Here is a 19,478-nt window from a genome sequence, read left to right on the forward strand (position 1 = left end):
CATGGATGCACGAGCGAAAACCGGCGTATCGATCAGGTCGGCAACCAAGCGCTACGGCGCGCTGGCCGCACTCGACGATGTTTCTCTCGACATCGCGCCGGGCGAATTCGTCTCGTTGCTCGGCCCGTCGGGTTCGGGCAAGACCACGCTACTAGGCATTCTCGGCGGCTTCGTGCAGCCAACGTCCGGAAGCGTCTGGGTCGGCGAGCGCGACATTACATTTGCGCCGCCGCACAAGCGCGATATCGGCATCGTGTTCCAGAACTACGCGCTCTTTCCGCATATGACGGTGGGCGAGAACGTCGCGTTCTCGCTGCGTGCGCGACGCAAGCCGAAATCCACCTGGCCGAAGAAGGTCGCCGATGCCCTGGCGATGGTCGAACTCGCGGGCTACGAGAATCGCGGCATCGACCAGTTGTCGGGCGGGCAGAAGCAACGCGTGGCGCTCGCCCGCGCGATGGTCTTCGAGCCGCAACTGATCCTGATGGACGAGCCGCTCTCCGCGCTCGACAAGCAATTGCGCGAGACCATGCAGATCGAGCTGCGGCGGCTGCATCGGCGGCTTGGCGCGACCATTGTCAACGTGACGCACGATCAGCGCGAGGCGCTCACCATGAGCGACCGCGTGGCCGTGCTCAAAGACGGCAAGCTCGTGCAGATCGACACGCCCGAGCGTCTCTACGACCGTCCTTGCGATGCGTTCGTCGCGAGCTTCATCGGCGAGGCGACCTTGCTCGACGTGAGCCGCGCGGGCGACGACACCGTGCGTCTCGGCAACACGGTCTTGCGCACGGCGCACCCGTTGCCACGCGGCGAGAAGCTCTTGCTCGCGGTGCAGACGGAGAAGCTTTTCATCGCGCATGGCGACGCGCAAGCAAACGCCAACCGCTTTTCCTGTCGCGTGACCGAAGTGCTTTATCAGGGCGAAAGTCTGCGCGTGTTCGCGGTGCTCGCAGACGGCACGGCCATCAGCCTGAGACAGCCCGGCAGCTTCGAGGCGCGCCGCCGCATTCCCCAGCCGGGCGCCGAGATGATCGTGGCGCTCGATCCCGCGGACACCATCGTCGTGCCCGCATGAACGGTTTTTCATCGCCTGTGCACGGGCGATTCGACTGGCACATGTTGCCAACTCATACGCAACCCGCAAAAGGATGATGCAATGAATCTCACCGATTTCAAGGTCCTGACGTTCGATGTCGTCGGCACGCTGATCAACTTCGAAAAAGGCGTGCTCGATTCCGTGCGGCGTCTGGGCGGCCCGAAGGCAAAGGACCTGACCGATGACCAGATCTTCACGCCGTACATGGATGGCCGCGCGAAGTATCCGGGGCGTTCGAGCCATGAGATGGCCAACGTCTACCTGCATCTGGCGAAGGAACTCGGTCTGCCCGACGACGCGCAATCGGCTGCTGCGTTCCAGCGCGACGTGCTCGAATGGCCCGCCTTCGAAGATTCCGTTGCCGCATTGAAGCGCCTGCGCAAGCACTTCCGGCTCGTCGCGATGACCAACGCGGACCGCGTCGCGCTGTCGGCGTATGCGCATACGCTCGGCAATCCGTTCGACGATACCGTCTGCTGCGACGAAACCGGTGTCGCCAAGCCCGACCCGCAATTCTTCGCTTACAACCGTGGACGTCAGGCTGCGTTCGGCTACAAGTTCGACGAGATTCTGCATACGGCGCAGAGCCAGTATCACGACATCGGCGTCGCGACGAAGCTCGGTTATGCGACGTGCTGGATCGAACGCCGTCAAGGTCAGAAAGGCTTCGGCGCCACGCCCGTGCCGGAGAACGTGACGACGCCGACGTTCAAGTTCGCGACCCTCGGCGCGCTCGCCGATGCGGTCGAGGCCGAACTGCGCGCCGCCGCCTGATCATGCGCGCCCCGACGACGCCGCGTCCCGCGCCCGACTCGCTCTGGCGGGCGATGGCCGGCCCCGCTGCCGCCACGGCGCCCTTGGCTCGCGACCTCGATGTGGAAGTCGCGATCATCGGTGCGGGCTATTCGGGGCTGACGGCCGCCCATGCCTTGCAAAAGCGCGGCGTGGAGTGCGCCGTGCTCGATGCGAATCCGGTCGGATGGGGCGCAAGCGGTCGCAACGGCGGCGTGGTGTCGTCGAAATTCAGGCTGTCGTTTCCGTCGATTGCGAGCGCGCATGGCGTCGCTATGGCCAAGCGCATGCATCGGCTCGCGCACGAGGGCGTGCGCGCGGTGGAAGCGCTCATCGACGAATTCGGTTTGCAGGCCGCGCAATTCGAGCACACGGGCAGTCTGCGTTGCGCCCATACCGAGCGCGCTTTCGCCTCGATACGGGCGGAAGCCGAGTGGGTTCGCACGACACTCGGCGACACGACCATGAGCGTGCAGTCGCGCGCCGAAGTGGAAAACGAGACGGGTTCGCGTGGTTTCGTGGGCGGCGTGTTGAGCGCGGACGCGGGCACCATCTTGCCGCTGGAATACGTGCGCGGGCTTGCCGACGGTCTGACTGCGCGCGGCGTGCCGATCTTTGAATCGACACCGGTGATCGACATGACGCGCGCGGACGATCGTCGCGTGATCCTGCGTGCGCCTGGCGGCACGGTGCGCGCGAAACAGGTGATCGTCGCGACCAACGCTTATTCGAATCTTTCCGATGCCACCGCCGCCTATCATCGCGAACTCGTGCCGTTTCGCAGCGCGATGATCGCAACCGCGAAGCTCCCCGCCGACCTCGACGCGCAGTTGATGATCAATCGCCGCAGCTACGCCGAAACGCGCCGCATGATGAAGTGGTTTCGCAAGGTGGATGGCCGCATGCTCTTCGGCGGACGCGATGCCTTCGGCAAGGAAGGCGAGCCAACCGGCTTCGATGCGTTGCAACGCGCGATGATCGCGCTGTTCCCGCAACTCAACGGCGTGCCGGTCGAGTACCGCTGGTCGGGCTATGTCGGCATGACCTTCAACGCGCTGCCGCATGTCGGCCGTAGCGACGACGCCACCACGTTCTGCCTCGGCTACAACGGCGCGGGGATTTCCATGGCGAGCCTCGTCGGTCAACATGCAGCGGCGCTCGCCCTCGGCGACAAGCCCGATCTCGCGCTGCTCGCGCAAGACGGCTTGCGGCCGGTGCCTTTTCATGCGCTGCGCGCGCCGGGCGTGAGGCTCGTCGCCGCGTGGTATCAGTTTCTCGACGCCGTGGGTGCATGATGACGATAGCCAAACGGATACTAGAGGATGCAGCGCCGATGCATGCCGCCGCAACCGACCCTTCGGTGCGCCATCAACGACGCGAAGACCGCGCCATGCTGCTGCTCATGGCGCCCGCGTTGTTCGTGGTGATCGTGCTGCTGGTGGTGCCGCTCGCGTGGCTGTCGTGGCAGTCCATTTATCACGAAGGCGCGTTCACGCTCGTGAACTATCGGCGCGTTTTCACGGGCGCTTATCTCGACACCTTTCTGCTGACGTTCAAGCTGTCCATCATCGTGACGGGCGTGACGCTTTTGCTGGGATATCCGGTCGCATATTTCGCGGCATCGGTTTCGCCGCGATGGAGCGCGCTGATACTCGGCATGGTCATTCTGCCGTTCTGGACCAGCGTGCTCGTGCGCACTTACGCATGGCTCGTGCTGTTGCAGCGCACGGGCCTCATCAACAAGGCGCTGCTCGGCATGGGGCTGATCGAGCGGCCCTTGCAGCTTTCGTATAACCAGTTCGGCACGATCATCGCGATGGTGCATATCCTCTTGCCTTTCATGGTGCTGCCGCTCTATTCGGCGATGCAGAAGATTCCGCCGAACCTGTCGCAAGCGGGCGCGAGTCTCGGCGGTTCGCCCTTGCATGTGTTCATGCGCGTGTTCCTGCCGCTCTCGATGGGCGGCGTGGTCGCGGGCGTGACACTCGTCTTCGTGTTGTGCCTGGGCTTCTATATCACGCCGGAACTCATGGGCGGCGGCAAGTCGATGATGGTCTCCATGATCGTCAGCCGTAATGTGGAGATCTACAACAGTTGGGGCGCGGCGAGTTCGGTGAGCGTGGTGCTGTTGCTGTGTGTCTTCGCAATCTTCTGGCTCGCGAGCCGCGTGATTCCGCTCGAAAAAACGCTGGGGGCGAAATGAAGAGACTGTCGCTCGGCCGGATCATACTCGGCGCATCGGTGCTGCTGATCCTCGTGTTCCTGATGGTGCCGGTGGTGATCGTCGTGCCGCTGTCGTTTTCGGATGCGCGCTTTCTGACCTTTCCGCCGCCCGCGTATTCGTTGCGCTGGTATCACGCGTTCTTCGACAACCCCGCGTGGATCGACGCAGCCAAGACGACGTTCGCCGCATCGACATGCGCGGCATTGATAGCGACGCCGCTCGGTATTGCGGCGGCTTATGGCATTCAGTACGGCTCGCACTGGTCGATGCGCTATCTGCGCACGCTCCTCATGTTGCCGATGATGGTACCGATCATCATCGTCGCGGTGGGCGTGTTCTTCGTGTTCACGCAAGCGGGATACGTGAATACGCTGGGCGGGCTCATCATCGCGGACACCATGCTGGGTCTGCCTTATGTGCTCATCTCGGTCGGCGCGGATCTGCGCAGCTTCGACCGCACGCAGGAAATGGTCGCGCGCAGTCTCGGCATGAACCGCTTTCGCAGTTTCATGGCGGTGACGCTGCCGCAGATTCGCGCGAGCGTGATCTCGGGCGCGGTGTTCGTCTTCATTCAGGCGCTCGATGAAACCGTCGTCGCGCTGTTCATTTCGGGCGGCAGCAACCAGACGCTCACGCGTCGCATGTTCGTCACCTTGCGCGACGAGATCGATCCGACCATCGCGGCCATCAGCACCATGCTCACGGCGATTACGTTGTGCCTCGTGATGATCGTCGTCGTGAGCCGGCGCTCGGCGGTGGCGCGCACTTAACGCTTATAGAAACGGATCAACGCATGTCACACTCATTGCAGTTCTACATCGATGGCGCGTGGGTCGAACCGGCTGGCACGCGACGTCTGCCCGTGATCGATCCCTGCACGGAAGAAGCGTTTGCAGAGATCGCACTCGGCGATGCGCGCGATGTCGATCGCGCGGTTGCAGCCGCGCGGCGTGCATTCGAAACGTACTCGCGGACATCGGTGCCAGAGCGCGTCGCGTTGCTCGAACGCATACTCGAAGCGTACCTTGCGCGTTACGACGAGATGGCCGAAGTCATCACGCGTGAAATCGGCGCGCCTTCCAAGTTATCGCATGCGTGGCAGGCGTCGCTCGGCAAGCGGCATATCGAAGAGACCTTGCGCACGGTCGCGCGCTTTCAGTGGCAACGCAGGAAGGGCACGACGCTCATCAACCACGAACCGGTCGGCGTCGCTGCGCTCATCACGCCGTGGAACTGGCCGATCAACCAGATCGTCTGCAAGGTCGCGCCCGCGCTCGCTGCGGGTTGCACGGTGGTGCTCAAGCCAAGCGAAGTATCGCCGCTGAATGCGCTCTTGTTTGCCGAGATTCTCGATGCGGCAGGCGTGCCGCCGGGCGTGTTCAATCTCATCAATGGCGACGGTCCGACCGTGGGCGCGGCGCTGTCTTCGCATCCGGATGTGGACATGGTGTCGTTCACTGGCTCGACGCGCGCGGGAGTCGAGATTGCGAAGCTGGCCGCGCCGACCGTGAAGCGCGTGCATCAGGAGCTGGGCGGCAAGTCGGCGAACATCCTGCTTGACGATGTCGATCTGGAAGCGGCCGTGACGGCGGGCGTGAACTCGTGCTTCGGCAATAGCGGTCAGTCGTGCAATGCGCCCACGCGCATGCTCGTGCCTGCATCGCGTCATGCAGAGGCCGTGGAGATCGCGCGGCGTGCGGCTTCGAAGCAGCGCGTCGGCCCCGCCGATGCGGACGGCACGACGATGGGCCCGGTCGTCAGCGACGTGCAGTTCACGCGCGTGCAGCGGTTGATTGGCATCGGCATCGAAGAAGGCGCGGAGTTGGTGGCTGGCGGTTTGGGGCGTCCGGACGGGTTGGAACGTGGTTACTACGTGAAGCCGACGGTATTCGCTGGTGTGGATCCTTCGATGACGATTGCGCGCGAGGAAATCTTCGGACCGGTGCTTGCGATCATGCCGTATCGCGATGACGAAGAAGCAATTGCGATTGCCAACGATACGCCGTTCGGGCTTGCGGCTTACGTGCAGTCCGGGGATAAGGAGCGGGCGCGGAAGGTGGCGCTACGCATGCGCGCGGGTAGCGTTTATGTGAACTATCCGGCGTGGGATGCGGGGTCGCCATTTGGCGGATATAAGCAGTCGGGGAATGGGCGCGAGTATGGGGAGTGGGGATTGGAGGCGTTTTTGGAGGTCAAGGGGATCGTGGGGTTTGGGGAGTAGTCAAGCGCACGCGCCTCGATTCGTAGCGCGCGTGACGCGACCGCCAATCTCACGCCCTACGATATCCGCTTCGACCCATACCCATCCACCACCCCGACCTCGCTCGCAAAGCGATTGGCGTTCGACTCCGCCCGCAGCATATCCGCCACGCGCTCGGCCATCATGATCGTCGGCACATTCGTATTGGCACAGGGTATCGAAGGCATCAGCGAGGCGTCGCATACATAAAGACCATCGACGCCATACACCGCGCCGCGCGCGTCAGTCACGGCGAGCGGATCGTTTTCAGCGCCCATGCGGCATGTGCCCGACGGATGCCACGTTCCGCCAACCGAACGCGTCACGAACCGCGTGAGCGCTTCGTCATCGTTCATCAAGTCGGCGATGCTCACGCCCTGCGTCACCACGCGTCGGATCAGCCATCCACGCAACGGTCCCGCAACATCCAGCAGCGCACTCAACGCGCCGCGCTGCAACGCGTTCCACATTCCCGGCACCGCGACCGCTGCGACGCGCGGCGAATAGCTCGACGGAAACACGATATCGCGATGCACATCCATCGACGCCGCGTTAAGTGTTTGCGCGCCGAAGCGCAAGGCAAGCTTGAGCCGTTCGAGGTCGCGCGTATCGGAAAGCATGGCGAAATCGACCTTCGGTTCATCGAGTGGATTCGCCGATGCCAACGTCACCCGCCCGCGCGAATACGACTTGTTGACCCAGAAGAAGATCGTGCCGAGCCGATAACCCACCGAATGCCAGCCGGAACGCGAAAGAATCGCGCCGTGCATGTCGCCGGGCACGGTGTCATCGAGATGCGATGAGAAGCGCACGATCGCCTGCTCGTGATGCTCATCGGGATAAGGCGTGCGCGCCGAACGCGGCAAAAACGCGGACACCGCAATCGACGGATGCTCCATCAGATTGCCGCCCACGCCCGGCCGGTCCGCGCATACTTCGATGCCGAGCGCAGCCAACGCTTGCGCCGGCCCGATGCCGCTGCGCATGAGCAACGCGGGACTGTGTATCGCGCCCGCCGAGACGATCACGCGCCGCGCGTGCACATCTTCGTGGGTGCCATCCGGCCGCAGGATGCGCGCACCGATCGCGCGTTTGCCATCGAACAAAATGCGATCGACGACGAGACCCGTGCGGATCGATAGATTCACGCGCTTGCGAGTGGCATCGTCGAGATAACAGATGGACGTCGGAATACGTTCGCCCGCCGCGCTCACCGAGAGCGAGCCGATAAACGCGCCGTCTTGCCAGGGCCCGTTCTGATCGTCATGTAATGGATGGCCGCTCTTGCTAAGCGTATCCAGCACGGCGCGCACGAACGGCGAGATGCGCGCCCACTTCGGTCGCTGAATGCGCAGCGGTCCGTCCGAGCCGTGATAGGGGCCGGCGAAGTCGCAATCGGTTTCGAGCTTGCGGAAGTAGGGCAGGCAGTTCTGCCAGTTCCAGCCATCGGCCCCGAGCGTGTCCCACTCGTCGTAATCGGCGGGCGCGCCGCGATTGGCCATCAGCGCGTTGATCGCGGAACCGCCGCCGAGAATGCACGCTTGCTCATAACGTCGAACGGGCGCGAGCGCGCTCATGCGGGCCTTCAACTGCCGCCAGATGTTGTTCGTATCGAGATAAGCGCGCCCCGGATAGCGGCTGCGAACCGCGTCCGGCATGGTGCTCGCGGAGATGTCGCGGCCCGCCTCGACGAGGCATATGTGCCTGCCTGCGTCCTCCGACAGGCGCGCGGCCAGCACGCAGCCCGCCGAGCCGCCGCCGAGAATCAGATAATCGATCATGCCGGAACGCGCGCGCTGCACGCTCACTGCATGAACTTGAGCCACCGCGCCTTGGCCTGAATGCCCGGGTCCGATGCCCACCATTCTTCCTGCATCAGCGCTTGTTTCGCGGCATTGGCCGGTGAACTCGGCAGCTCGGATGCGCGCTTCTCGCTGATCTTGCCGGTCTTGAACGCGGCCGGATTGCCCGGACCGTAATCGATATACGTCGGCAGGTTCGCCTGCAATTCCGGCGAAAGCGCGGTATTGAGGAAGCGCACCGCATCGTTGAGGTTCGGCGCGTTCTTCAGGATGCACAACTGCGTGTTCTGCAGGATGCCGTCGTTGAAGGTGAAGTCCACGTCCGGATCGTCCTTGCGCACGGCGCTCGCGCGGCCATTCCAGATCATCGTCATGTCGACTTCGCCGTCGTGCAGCAACTGCGCCGACTGGCCGCCCGAGGTCCACCATACCGTGATGTTCGGCTTGATCTCTTCGAGCTTCCTGAACGCGCGATCGACATCGAGCGGATAGAGCTTGTCGCGCGCCACGCCGTCCGCGAGCAAAGCGGCTTCGAGCACGGTCTGCGGGTCGTTGCGCAAGGCGCGCGTGCCGGGGAAACCCTTCACGTCCCAGAAGTCCTTCCAGCTTTGCGGCACCTTCTTGAGCGTTTTCTTGTTGTAGCCGATGACGGTCGAATAAAACTCGTACGCCGCCGAATAGGGCGTGCGGTATTGCTCGGGCATCGCGGCCGCGTTGGGGATCTTCGAGAAGTCGAGCTTTTCCAGCAAGCCTTCGCGCCCGCCGCGCAGACAGTTCGACGTCGGGGTATCGATCACGTCCCAGATCGGCTTGCCGGTAGCGGCTTGCGCTTTGACTTGCGGCCATGCATCCGGAATGCTGTCCTGCTTGATCGTGATGCCGAGTTCTTTCGCAGCGGGATCGAGAATCGCCTTGGTCTGCGCTTCCTGATAAGCGCCGCCTTGCGACACGAAAGTGATGCTGCCCGCGGCAAAAGCCGGTGCCGCGCCGCCCAAGGCCATGCCAAGCGCGAAAGTCATGGCAAGCGGGCGAAGCGTGAGACGGGAACAACTGAACCTTGCAATATTGATCACGGCGTTTCCTCGACAAGGTTGAAGCGAAGGACGTCTTGCAGGTCGCGCCGTCACTGCGGATGAGCATGTCATCGCGCAAGAACGACGCGGGTCTGAGCAAAAATATATTGGGTCAAATTCGCTGGAGCAACGCCGCAATTGTTGGAGGCTCCATGACCTTAGGTTATGCCCTGCAATTCAAGAAACGCTTCACTGGAAGATCACGTAGACCTTGCGCATGGTCTCCTCGACTTCCCATGTTCCTTCGGTGTTCGCCGCGAAAAACAGCGTGTCGCCGCCCGTGAAGTGCACGGTGTCTTCGCCATCGGGCGTGAAGCGTCCGCTTCCGGCGAGAAAGTGCATGACTTCGGCTTCCTTGACCGAGCGACGATACGTGCCCGGCGTGCATTCGAACACGCCGGTGTCGATGTTCTCGCTGCCCGGAATCACGCGCTGTACGCCCGAAACCCTGATTTGCGGTGTGCCCGGAAGGCCTGCCGTGCCCCAGTCTTCCAGGCCTTGTAGCCGGATGCTCTGCTTGATCTGCTGAACTTTCATATGGTCGTGTCTTGTCGATCGAATGTTATTGCGATGCAGCGATACGCTGTTCTATCTTCCCAAGCCTCACCACCGTCACGCCCGCGCGCAATTGGCGCAGCGAAGGCATGACGAGCATGCAATCGGCATAGGGCGTGCGGACCGCTTCGCCTTCGGACCAGCCGATCACGCTACCGGCTTCCGGAAAGACTTCGAGTCCGGTGTAGGCATCGGCGAAACGGAAGTCGAGGCTCTTTGCCACGACAGGTTCCGTCACGCGCACGATCAGCATTTCCGGCGGTGACGGCTTGATCCATCCAATGGGGAGATCGGCCTCATCGAGCACGTCGGCAAGGCGGAGGAAGCGCGCCGTGCCGTCGCGCGCCACGTCCACCGCGCTTGCTTCCCAGTGCTGCCCGCATTCGATCAGTAGCGCGTTCTTCTCGCTGGCCGGATCGCCAAAGCCTTCGTAATCGCGCATGCGGCGGCCTTCCGGATGGCCTTCGTCGCAGATCACGGTCGCGGGCGTGCCGAGTTGCGCCGACAGCGCAATGCCTTTATCGAGCGGTCCCGCGACGATCAGCGGCGCGCTCTTCTCGTGCATCGAATGCAGGTCGAGCAGCAGATCCACCGTGTCGATGACCGGACGCATCGCGCGGGCGCGGCGCAGTTCGCTCGAATCGCGCGAGGTGTCGTCGAGCGTCCGCGCGGTCCACACGCGGTTGAAGTCCTGATCGACGAAGCGCGAGGCATCCGGCTTCGCGGCATCGAAGCGTCGATAGGCATCGACATTCGCAAACGCGAGCGTGAGCTTGCCGCGCCGCGGGCGCACTTTCGCGCGCAGGAGTTCATCGACTGCAATCGCGCCGCACACTTCGTTGCCGTGCGTGAGCGCGTTGATCATCACGTGAGGACCGGCCACGCCCGAATCGAAGGTATGCACATAAGGGATGCCGGTGTTGCCGGCCTCATGCGCGCCGATGTCCGGAAACGTGACCTCAATGGGATAAGCCGTCGCGTTCATTCGAGACCGCCCTGACAGAGATATTTGATCGACAGATAGTCGTCGAGGCCGTACTTCGAGCCTTCGCGGCCGTAGCCCGATTCCTTCACGCCGCCGAAAGGCGCGGCTTCGCTCGCGAGCGCGCCTTCGTTGATGCCGACGATGCCCGCTTCGAGCGCACGCGCCACGCGGTCGATGCGCTTCACGTCCTGGCTGTAGAAGTACGATGCGAGGCCGAAGGGCGTGTCGTTGGCGGCGCGAATGCCTTCGGCTTCGTCGTCGAAACGAAAGAGCGGCACGACAGGACCGAAGGTTTCCTCGCAGCTCAGTTGCATGTCGGGCGTGGCATCGGCGAGCACGGTCGGCGCGTAGTAGTTCGCCCCGAGTTCCGTGAGCCGCTTGCCGCCCGCGAGCACGCGTGCGCCGCGCGCGACGGCGTCCTCGACATGGCGGGCGATCTTGTCGACCGCGCGCGAGTTGATCATCGGGCCGATCTGCGCTTTCGGGTCGGTCGCGGGCGCAACCTTCAATGCAGCGACGCGGTTACTGAGCAAGTCCGCGAAGCGCTCGTACACGCCGGACTGCACGAACACGCGATTCGGGCACACGCAGGTCTGTCCGCCGTTACGGAATTTCGAGGCCATCAGGCCGGTCACCGCCGCGTCGAGATCGGCGTCATCGAACACGATGAAAGGCGCATTGCCGCCGAGTTCGAGCGAGAGCTTCTTCAGCGTATCCGCCGACTCGCGCGCGAGATACTTGCCGACAGGAGTCGAACCCGTGAAGGTGATTTTGCGTACGCGGCTGTCCTGAAGCCAGTCGGCGACCGCGGGCACCGCGCTCTCCCGCGACGAACTGATGAGATTCAACGCGCCCGCCGGCACGCCCGCCTCGTGCGCGAGCATGACGAGCGCAAGCGCGGTCAGCGGCGTGTCTTCGGCTGGCTTGCCGACGACCGTGCAGCCCGCCGCGAGCGCGGGCGCGATCTTGCGCGCAATCATCGCGAGCGGAAAGTTCCACGGCGTGATGGCCGCGACGATTCCCACCGGCTCCTTCACCGCGCTCATGCGCTTGCCGCGCTGCTGTTGCGGAATGATGTCGCCGTAAATGCGCGTGGCTTCGTCGGCGAACCACGCCACATAAGACGCGCCGTACAGCACTTCGCCGCGACCTTCGGCAAGCGGCTTGCCTTGTTCGAGCGAGATGAGTTCGCCGAGCGCGTCGGCATTCTCGACGATCAGCGTGTGCCAGCGGTGCAGCACCGCCGCGCGATCCTTCGGCAGCGTGTCACGCCAAGCGGGAAACGCGCGCGCGGCGGCATCGGTGCCGGCGCGGGCATCGGCGGCGCCGCTGTCGGCTACTTCGACGATGACTTCGCCCGTCGCCGGGTTCGTCACGGCAAAGCGCTTGCCGTCGGCGGCCGCCACCCATTTGCCATCGATGAAATTATCGGCGCGGATCAGATCGCTCAATGTATGGCTCATGGCGGCTCCTTTAAAGCAGACGTTGCGCGACGGCTTGCCCGACTTGCATCGTGTTTGCCTTGCCGCCCAGGTCGCCGGTATGCGGGCCTTCCTTGAGCGTTGCCTCGATGGCGGCGAGGATCGCGTCGTGGGCCTCGCGCTCCTTGCCCGTGCCGTTGCCGAGGAAGTCGAGCATCATCGCGGCCGACCAGATCATGGCGATCGGGTTCGCAACGCCCTTGCCCGCGATATCGGGCGCCGAACCATGCACCGGCTCGAACAGCGACGGGAAGTTGCGCTCTGGATTCATGTTGGCCGAAGGCGCGATGCCGATGGTTCCGGTGCACGCCGGCCCGAGGTCCGAAAGAATGTCGCCGAAGAGATTGGTGGCAACGACCACATCGAAGCGATCCGGGCTCAAGACGAAGCGCGCGCACAGAATGTCGATATGCTGCTTGTCCCACTTGACGTCCGGATACTGCTCCGCGATCTCCGCGGCACGCGCATCCCACCACGGCATGCTGATCGAGATACCGTTGCTCTTGGTCGCCACCGTGATGGTCTTTTCGCGGCGTTGCGCGAGATCGAACGCGAACTTCAGCACGCGCTCCGCGCCCTTGCGCGTGAAGATGGAGGTCTGCGAGACGAACTCGCGTTCCGTGCCCTCGAACATCGCGCCGCCGACCGACGAATACTCGCCTTCGGTGTTTTCACGCACGATCATGAAGTCGATATCGCCCGCCTTGCGATTCGCGAGCGGCGAGGGCACGCCTTCGAAAAGACGCGCGGGACGCAGGTTGATGTACTGGTCGAACTCGCGGCGAAACTTGAGCAGCGAACCCCACAGCGAAATATGATCGGGCACGGTCTGCGGCCAGCCCACCGCGCCGAACAGAATGGCGTCCGTGTCCTGCAGTTGCGCCTTCCAGTCGTCGGGCATCATCTGGCCGTGCGCCGCGTAGTAATCACAGCTCGCCCATTCGATATGTTTGTATTCGAGCGCAATGTCAAAGCGCTTGCTCACGGCATCGAGCACGCGAATGGCTTCGGGCATCACTTCCTTGCCGATGCCATCGCCGGGAATAACCGCAATACGATATTTGCTGGACATGAGGATCTCCGCTTTCGTTTAGTCAGGAACCACGCGCGCGAGGGTCGTGCGCCGACCCGCCCGCGGCGCGAGCGTTCGAAGCTTCAATACAGGAAACAAGGATAACAACGCGCGTGAATGCGCGTTGCGGTGGTCAGTGCTGGCTTGGCGAGAAGAGCGTTTCGAGCGGGTAATGCGTTTTCGCGAACGCCGTCTTGATGATGACGTAGCTGAAGTACTTCTCGATGCCGATATCCCGCTCCAGCAGCCCTTCGACGATGTTTTGATAATGGCTCACGCTGCGCGTGACGAACTTCAGCAGATAGTCGTAGCCGCCGCTCGCCAGATGACATTCGACGATCTCGTCCACGTCTTTCACCGCATTCACGAACTTGATGAAGTCTTCGCGCCGGTGATCCGCCAGCGTGACTTCGGTGAAGACCACCTGAATGTCGCCGAGCTTCTCCAATTGAATCTGCGCGCCGTAGCCCACGATATAGCCCGCCTTTTCCAGACGCTTCACGCGAATCAGGCAAGGGCTTGGCGATAAGCCGACTGCATCGGCGAGTTCGACATTGGTGATGCGTCCGCGCTTTTGCAATTGCGAGAGGATGCGCAGGTCGATTCGGTCCAGCTTGCAGTCGGTGCTCATCGTGGGAGGCGGGGCGGGACATGTCGGAGAAGTCGGTCGATGGTATCACGCAGCCACGCGACGATTAAATCCCGTTGCACCGCCTGCCGCGCCGCCCAGCGCCGCGCGCACTTCCGCTTGTGCGAGGACGTCGTCGAGTGTCTTCGTGAGACGCTCGAACATCATGTCGAAATTGGCTTCCGTGTAGCACAACGCCGGTGCAAAGCCGAGGATGTTGTCGCCGAACGCGCGGAACACGAGGCCGTTGGCGTACGCGGCAGCGGCGATGCGGTCCGGCAGTTTGAGCGAGGCGTCGAAGCCGCGCTTGGTCTCTTTGTCGGCGACGAGTTCGAGCGCGCCGAGCAGACCGCGATGCCGCGAATGTCCGACGAGCGGATGCGCAAGCAGCGAATCGAGCCCTTCGGCAAAGCGCGGCGCCCGCGCCTGGCCGTTTGCGAGCAGTCCGCCTTCGTGATAAAGCCGCATGACTTCGAGACCGATCGCCGCGCTCACCGGATGCGCCGAATAAGTGTGACCGTGACCCACGGCCACGCCATTGTTCGTACCCGACGCGATGCCTTGATAGACGGCATCGGACATGAGGACGGCGCCCATCGGCGCGTAACCTGCCGTCAGGCCCTTGGCGACCGTCATCAAGTCCGGTTCCACGCCTTCGCCTTCGCACGCGAAGAGCGGGCCGGTGCGCCCGAAGCCGGTGATGACTTCATCGGCGACGAAGAGGATGTCCAGTTGGCGGCATGCTTCGCGCATGGCCTTGAGCCAGCCGACAGGCGGCACGATCACGCCGCCCGAACCTTGAATGGGCTCGCAGAAGAATGCGGCGACGTTCTCCGCGCCGAGCGCTTCCACCTTGGCCCGCAGCGCCGCCACCGACGCGGTGATGAGCGCGTTGTCGTCCGCGTAGTCGTTGCGATACGCGTACGGCGAGGGGATGTGATGCTGCGTCGCGAGCGGCAGATCGAAGTTGCGATGGAACGCGGGCAGCGCGGTCAGCCCCGCACCAACCGACGACGAGCCGTGATAGCCGCGTTCCAGCGCGATGAAGTGCTTCTTCGCCGGACGGCCGGTCGCGTTGTAGTAGTGCGTGATGAAGCGCAGCGCGGAATCGACCGCATCCGAGCCGCCGAGCGTGAAGTACACATGCGTAAGCGATGCCGGCGCGAGATCGACCAGCTTTTCGGCCAGTTCGATAGCCGGTTCGGAGCCGAAGTGGAAGTAGCCGGTCGCGTAAGGCAGACGCGCCATCTGTTTCGAGGCCGCCTCGACGATGCTCGCGTGACCATAGCCCGTGTTCACGCACCAGAGGCCGGAGAACGCGTCGAGCAGTTCCTTGCCTTCGATATCGCGCAAGAAGACGCCGTCCGCCGAATCGAGCACGGTGACGCCGCGCGCTTCATGGGCGCGGTAGCTTGCGACTGGGTGAATCAGATGTTTGCGGTCCGATTCGACCAGGGCTTGCTTGGATTGATTCGACATGAGCGGGCTCTTCTCGGAAGTAAGCTGGACCGTTCCATACTATCGGGGGAGCGCCGTCGGGCGCATCGCCAAATAAATCGCGGAAAAGCAAATATGCGGCGTTTTGCGGGGCGTGCGCAGCATTTTGTGCTGAGGCGCCTCAGTAGCCCCGGCTGCGGTCTATCTGACCGATCATCGGCTGCCCTTCGCGATGCCGGCGCAAATTGTCGAGCACCACGTCCACCGCTGTTTCCGGCCGCGTCGCGCTCGCGATATGCGGCGTCAGACGCACGCGCGGATGCGTCCAAAACGGATGCGTGTCGGGCAAAGGCTCGGGATCGGTGACATCGAGAATGGCGGCGTGCAGATGGCCGCTATCGAGCGCATCGAGCAAATCGTCCTGATTTACTTGCGGACCGCGCCCGACGTTGATGAACGACGCGCCTGGCGGCAGCGCGGCGAACACGCGCTTATTCAGCAGGCCGCGCGTGGAGTCGGTGAGCGGCAAGAGGCACACCAGCACATCGGTGCGGGCGAGGAAGGCATCGAGCGACTCGACACCCGCATGACATTCGATGCCTTCCAGTTCATGCGCCGAGCGGCTCCAGCCCGCGCACGCAAAGCCGAAACGGTGCAACTGTTTCAGCACGGCCGTGCCGAGCATGCCGAGGCCCAGCACGCCGACACGCCGCGTGGATGCCGCGCGCACCGGCATTGCACGCCATACGCGTTCGCGTTGCTGCGCCGCGTAGTCGAAGAGATCGCGATGCACGGTGAGCACCGCCTGCGTCACGTATTCGACCATGCCCTCGACGATGCCCGGCTCGACCATCCGCACCACGGCGATGCCGGACGGCACGGCGGACAGATCGAACTGGTCGATGCCCGCGCCCACCGAGAAGATCACTTCGAGATTCGGCAGCGCGCGCGTGAGGTCAGCGGGCGGTTGCCATGCGGCCAGATAGCGGATGGACGCGGCATCGCCGATATCCGGCCACAGGCGAAACGGTGTCTCGGGCGCCTTGCTGGCGAAAAGCTGCGCCCACTGTCTGCCGCGCTCGGGGTCGGCCTTATAGAGAAGAGCCATCGTATTCAACCCACTGCCTGATTGACGATGCCGAACTGGCCCACAGACGCGTCCGGCCGCGGCGCACCATTGCGCGCCATCTTGACGACCGCATCGACCTGCCTGAGTCCCAGTTCTTCGAGCCACGGCGTGAGGCCGCTGTCGCCCGGCGTATCCATGCGGGTAAAGGCGCCTTCGTTGGCGGCAAGCCAATGCGCAACCAGCGCCTGCGCGCGCTGCAACCGTTCCTGACCTTCGCCCGTGGCGATGACCGGACCGATGGCGTGGCCGCGCCCGAATGGCCGCATCAGCGCGAAGCCGACGATCTCGCCGGCGGATTCCAGCGCGACGCCTTGCGCCACGCCGAGCAGTTGCTGCAGAATCGCGCCGCGATCCACACCGGCCGCGCGCGATGCCAGTTCGGCGAGACGCGGCGTATCGGCAAATTCGAGCGGACGCAGGCTTTCACCGGCCTGCAGCAAAATGGCGGGTGCGCGAAAATCGGCCGATTGATGTTGATGCAAGGTGCCGATTGGCTCGAAACCGAGTTTGGCGTAGAGCGGCTGTCCGGCGGGCGTCGCGTGCAGGAGGGTGACGCGGGAGCCGAGCGCATCGAGCAGCAGTTCCATCAGCTTTCGCCCGATGCCGTGCCCTTGCCGGTCGGGCGCGACGATGACCATGCCGAGCGAGCCGGCATCCTCGCCGAACTTCCAGTAGAGGGCGGTGCCGACCACGCGCTCGCCTTCCTGCGCGATGAAGCCGGCGCCAGCGTCGAGAACGAAGCGCCAGTCGTCGGCGCGGTGCGGCCATTTCACTTCGACCGACAGCGCATGCGCGGCGTCGATGTCGCGGGCTTCGAAGGGTCGGTACAGAATGGTTGAGCGTATTTCGGCAACGGACACGGCGCACTCCAGGGACGGGGACGCATGCTACTTTGACAGCCGCGAACGACCCGGGCTAGGACGATCCTGCTGCGCCGCGAACGCGGCTTCGCGCGATGGCAGGCACCGCGCCGTGCACGGAAAATGACGGATCTCGCGGCGAACGTAGTAACGTTACGCCAGTCGATGTTTTATCAGGCAAATACAGTGTTGAGGGGCACATGTCAGAGTCAAGCACCATTACGGATCAACAGGTCGCATCGATCGCGCAACGGTTGAGCGGAGAAGGCCGCGAGTTGTCGCCATTGACCGTCTGGAACGAAATCCGCAGCGGCTCCATCATCGAGGTGGCAAACGCGTTGCAGCGCTGGAAAGCGGCACAGGAGCCGCAAGCCGCGCCCACACCCGTCGACGACGAAGCGAGCTTGCCGCAAGGCGTCGCCGAGACGCTTCTGAACGCGGCGCATCAGCTTTGGGCGGGCGCGCATCAGCAGGCCGGGCAACGCTTCCAACCGCAATTGCGCACGCTGGATCAGCGGCTTACGGCCACGCTCGCGGAACGCGACGAAGCGCTCGCCGGTTTCCAGCAGGCCGACGAGGAAGCCGACCGCGAGCGCCAGCAGCGCAACAATCTGGCGCAGGCGTTACAGGCTTCGGAACAGACGGTCGAACATCTGCGCAGTGCGCTTGCCGACGTGAGCGCCCGCGCCGAGACCGCCGAACGGCGCGTCGAGGAACTGACGCAGCGGGAATCGATGGAGCAGGGCAGGCTTGCGGCGGCGATCGCCTCCTTCGAGGAAGCGCAGCGTTCGCAGGAAGCGTTGGCCGCGTCGATCTCGGATAAGGATGACGAGCTCGCCCGAATTGCGCGGGAGCGGGACGAAGCGCGCCATGCGCATGAGGCACTCACGGCATCCGTCGCGGCGAAGGACGACGAGATTGCGCGAATCGTCCGCGAACGGGACGACGCGTTGAACGCGGCGACAGTCGGCAAGCACGAGGAGATCGCGCGCATCGTCCAGGAGCACAACGATGCCTTGCACGCGGCCGTCTCGCAAAAGGACGAGGAGATCGCGCGCTTCGTGAGCGAGCGCGACGACGTGCGGCAGGCGCATGAAGCGCTGAGCGCGCATGTCGCGAGCAAGGACGACGAGATTGCCAGCCTTGTTCGACAACGCGACGAGGCGCGTCAAAGAGCCGAGGCGCTGCAGCATGAAAGTCAGGCGAAATCCGATGAAGCGCAACGCTACGCGCATGAAGCGGGCGTTACCGCCGAACGCGTGGCCGCGGTCGAGCAGCAAGCGAACGAGCGTTTTGCGCGTATCGCGGAACTCGAAGTCGAACTCGACGCGGCACGCGGTGCGCTAAACGAGTTGCAACAGGCTCACGCGGCCAAGCACGATGAAGCCACGGCGCAGTCCGGCGAGCTTCAGCGTGTTGCACGAGAACTCGAAGCGGCGCGTTCGCAGATCAGCGCGTTGAACGAGCAAAAGGACGCGGCAAGCGCCGACGCCGCCCAGCGCGCGCAAGATGCCGCCGCTGCCCGCGAGCGCGCGGAGAACGCCGAACAGCAGGCGGCATTGCTGCAGGAGCGTTTGGCCGAACAGGAACAACGCGAAGCCGATGCAAGAAGCACTCACGCCTCGCAGCGCATGGAACTCGAGGCGCGCGGCGTCGCGGTGGAAGGCGAGATCGCCGCTTTGCAACGGCAGATCACGACACAAGCCAAGGATCATACGAAGGCCTACGACAAGCTGCGCACGCAGGCCGAAGAATGGGTCAGTTATGCCAAGGACCTGAAGCAGCGGCTCGACGGCGCAAACGAGAAACTGCTCTTCATCGATGCACGCAGCACCGGCGAAGTCGCGCTCATGCGCCGGCTTGCGCTGGAACTCGAACGGCTCAAGCCGGACCATGAACTCGTGTTGCGTGAAGCGCAGCAAAGGGTGATCGGCGACAAGATGGTCCAGCAGCTTGCGCAGAAGGGTTATCGTTATGACCCGGCTACTTCGGCGATTTCGAAGATCGAAGAGTAGGCGTTAATCAAGCGGGACTCGGTGAGAACGTCAAGCGGGCCATCGTCGATGGCCCGCTTCGTCTAAGTGCGGTAGCCCACCATCGTC

17 protein-coding genes are annotated in these 19,478 nt (G+C 63.7%); 7 read left to right on the plus strand and 10 right to left on the minus strand.

The window, feature by feature from the left end; genetic code table 11:
* The first annotated feature begins 1 nt into the window (after window position 1).
* The 6 genes from P9292_RS06565 (at window position 2) to P9292_RS06590 (ending at window position 6,336) form a co-directional block, all read left to right on the plus strand.
* Window positions 2-1,078 (plus strand): ABC transporter ATP-binding protein, encoded by a 1,077-nt coding sequence (locus tag P9292_RS06565; RefSeq protein WP_309958384.1) that lies wholly within the window; start codon window positions 2-4, stop codon window positions 1,076-1,078.
* A gap of 81 nt (window positions 1,079-1,159) precedes the next feature.
* Window positions 1,160-1,873: an HAD-IA family hydrolase gene (locus P9292_RS06570; protein WP_250468434.1), complete on the plus strand. Its 714-nt coding sequence runs from the start codon at window positions 1,160-1,162 to the stop codon at window positions 1,871-1,873.
* A gap of 2 nt (window positions 1,874-1,875) precedes the next feature.
* Window positions 1,876-3,186, plus strand: a complete 1,311-nt coding sequence (locus tag P9292_RS06575; RefSeq protein ID WP_309958385.1) for an FAD-binding oxidoreductase — start codon at window positions 1,876-1,878, stop codon at window positions 3,184-3,186.
* Window positions 3,187-3,224: 38 nt separating this feature from the next.
* The gene (locus P9292_RS06580; RefSeq protein WP_370652234.1) at window positions 3,225-4,094 is read left to right on the plus strand and encodes an ABC transporter permease; all 870 of its coding nucleotides are present in this window, start codon (window positions 3,225-3,227) and stop codon (window positions 4,092-4,094) included.
* The gene (locus P9292_RS06585; protein WP_250468432.1) at window positions 4,091-4,885 is read left to right on the plus strand and encodes an ABC transporter permease; all 795 of its coding nucleotides are present in this window, start codon (window positions 4,091-4,093) and stop codon (window positions 4,883-4,885) included. The genes P9292_RS06580 and P9292_RS06585 overlap by 4 nt, the downstream gene beginning before the upstream one ends.
* Window positions 4,886-4,908: 23 nt before the next feature.
* Window positions 4,909-6,336 carry an aldehyde dehydrogenase family protein gene (locus P9292_RS06590; RefSeq protein WP_244830129.1) on the plus strand — a complete coding sequence of 476 codons (1,428 nt, stop codon included), beginning with the start codon at window positions 4,909-4,911 and terminating at the stop codon, window positions 6,334-6,336.
* Between the two features lie 56 nt (window positions 6,337-6,392).
* Here the strand turns inward: P9292_RS06590 and P9292_RS06595 are convergent, their stop codons facing one another.
* The 10 genes from P9292_RS06595 to P9292_RS06640 form a co-directional block, all read right to left on the minus strand.
* Window positions 6,393-8,135: a GMC family oxidoreductase N-terminal domain-containing protein gene (locus P9292_RS06595; RefSeq protein ID WP_309958745.1), complete on the minus strand. Its 1,743-nt coding sequence runs from the start codon at window positions 8,133-8,135 to the stop codon at window positions 6,393-6,395.
* A 23-nt stretch (window positions 8,136-8,158) separates the two neighbouring features.
* Entirely contained in the window at window positions 8,159-9,175 is a 1,017-nt protein-coding gene (locus P9292_RS06600) for an ABC transporter substrate-binding protein (RefSeq protein ID WP_244830130.1), read from the minus strand.
* 243 nt (window positions 9,176-9,418) lie between these two features.
* Window positions 9,419-9,766, minus strand: coding sequence for a cupin domain-containing protein (locus P9292_RS06605; protein ID WP_309958387.1), 348 nt, complete (start codon window positions 9,764-9,766; stop codon window positions 9,419-9,421).
* A gap of 25 nt (window positions 9,767-9,791) precedes the next feature.
* A complete protein-coding gene (locus P9292_RS06610; protein WP_309958388.1) occupies window positions 9,792-10,769 on the minus strand; it encodes a M14 family metallopeptidase in 978 nt (325 codons plus the stop codon).
* Entirely contained in the window at window positions 10,766-12,232 is a 1,467-nt protein-coding gene (locus tag P9292_RS06615; RefSeq protein WP_309958389.1) for an NAD-dependent succinate-semialdehyde dehydrogenase, read from the minus strand. The genes P9292_RS06610 and P9292_RS06615 overlap by 4 nt, the downstream gene beginning before the upstream one ends.
* Before the next feature lie 10 nt (window positions 12,233-12,242).
* Window positions 12,243-13,322 (minus strand): tartrate dehydrogenase, encoded by a 1,080-nt coding sequence (locus tag P9292_RS06620; RefSeq protein ID WP_309958390.1) that lies wholly within the window; start codon window positions 13,320-13,322, stop codon window positions 12,243-12,245.
* 133 nt (window positions 13,323-13,455) lie between these two features.
* Window positions 13,456-13,953 carry an Lrp/AsnC family transcriptional regulator gene (locus P9292_RS06625; RefSeq protein WP_244830135.1) on the minus strand — a complete coding sequence of 166 codons (498 nt, stop codon included), beginning with the start codon at window positions 13,951-13,953 and terminating at the stop codon, window positions 13,456-13,458.
* A 45-nt stretch (window positions 13,954-13,998) separates the two neighbouring features.
* Complete coding sequence (locus P9292_RS06630; protein ID WP_244830136.1) at window positions 13,999-15,429, minus strand: aspartate aminotransferase family protein; 1,431 nt, start codon at window positions 15,427-15,429, stop codon at window positions 13,999-14,001.
* A 139-nt stretch (window positions 15,430-15,568) separates the two neighbouring features.
* On the minus strand, window positions 15,569-16,495 hold the full coding sequence (locus P9292_RS06635) for a glyoxylate/hydroxypyruvate reductase A (RefSeq protein ID WP_309848116.1): 927 nt from the start codon (window positions 16,493-16,495) through the stop codon (window positions 15,569-15,571).
* A 5-nt stretch (window positions 16,496-16,500) separates the two neighbouring features.
* A complete protein-coding gene (locus tag P9292_RS06640) occupies window positions 16,501-17,376 on the minus strand; it encodes a GNAT family N-acetyltransferase (RefSeq protein ID WP_250468425.1) in 876 nt (291 codons plus the stop codon).
* Window positions 17,377-17,576: 200 nt separating this feature from the next.
* Here P9292_RS06640 and P9292_RS06645 point away from each other — a divergent pair, with 200 nt between their 5' ends.
* A complete protein-coding gene (locus P9292_RS06645) occupies window positions 17,577-19,391 on the plus strand; it encodes a DNA-binding protein (RefSeq protein WP_309958391.1) in 1,815 nt (604 codons plus the stop codon).
* Window positions 19,392-19,478: the final 87 nt, after the last annotated feature.

It is taken from the genome of Caballeronia sp. LZ001 (genome assembly GCF_031450875.1).
In the GTDB taxonomy this organism is placed as follows: Bacteria; Pseudomonadota; Gammaproteobacteria; order Burkholderiales; family Burkholderiaceae; genus Caballeronia.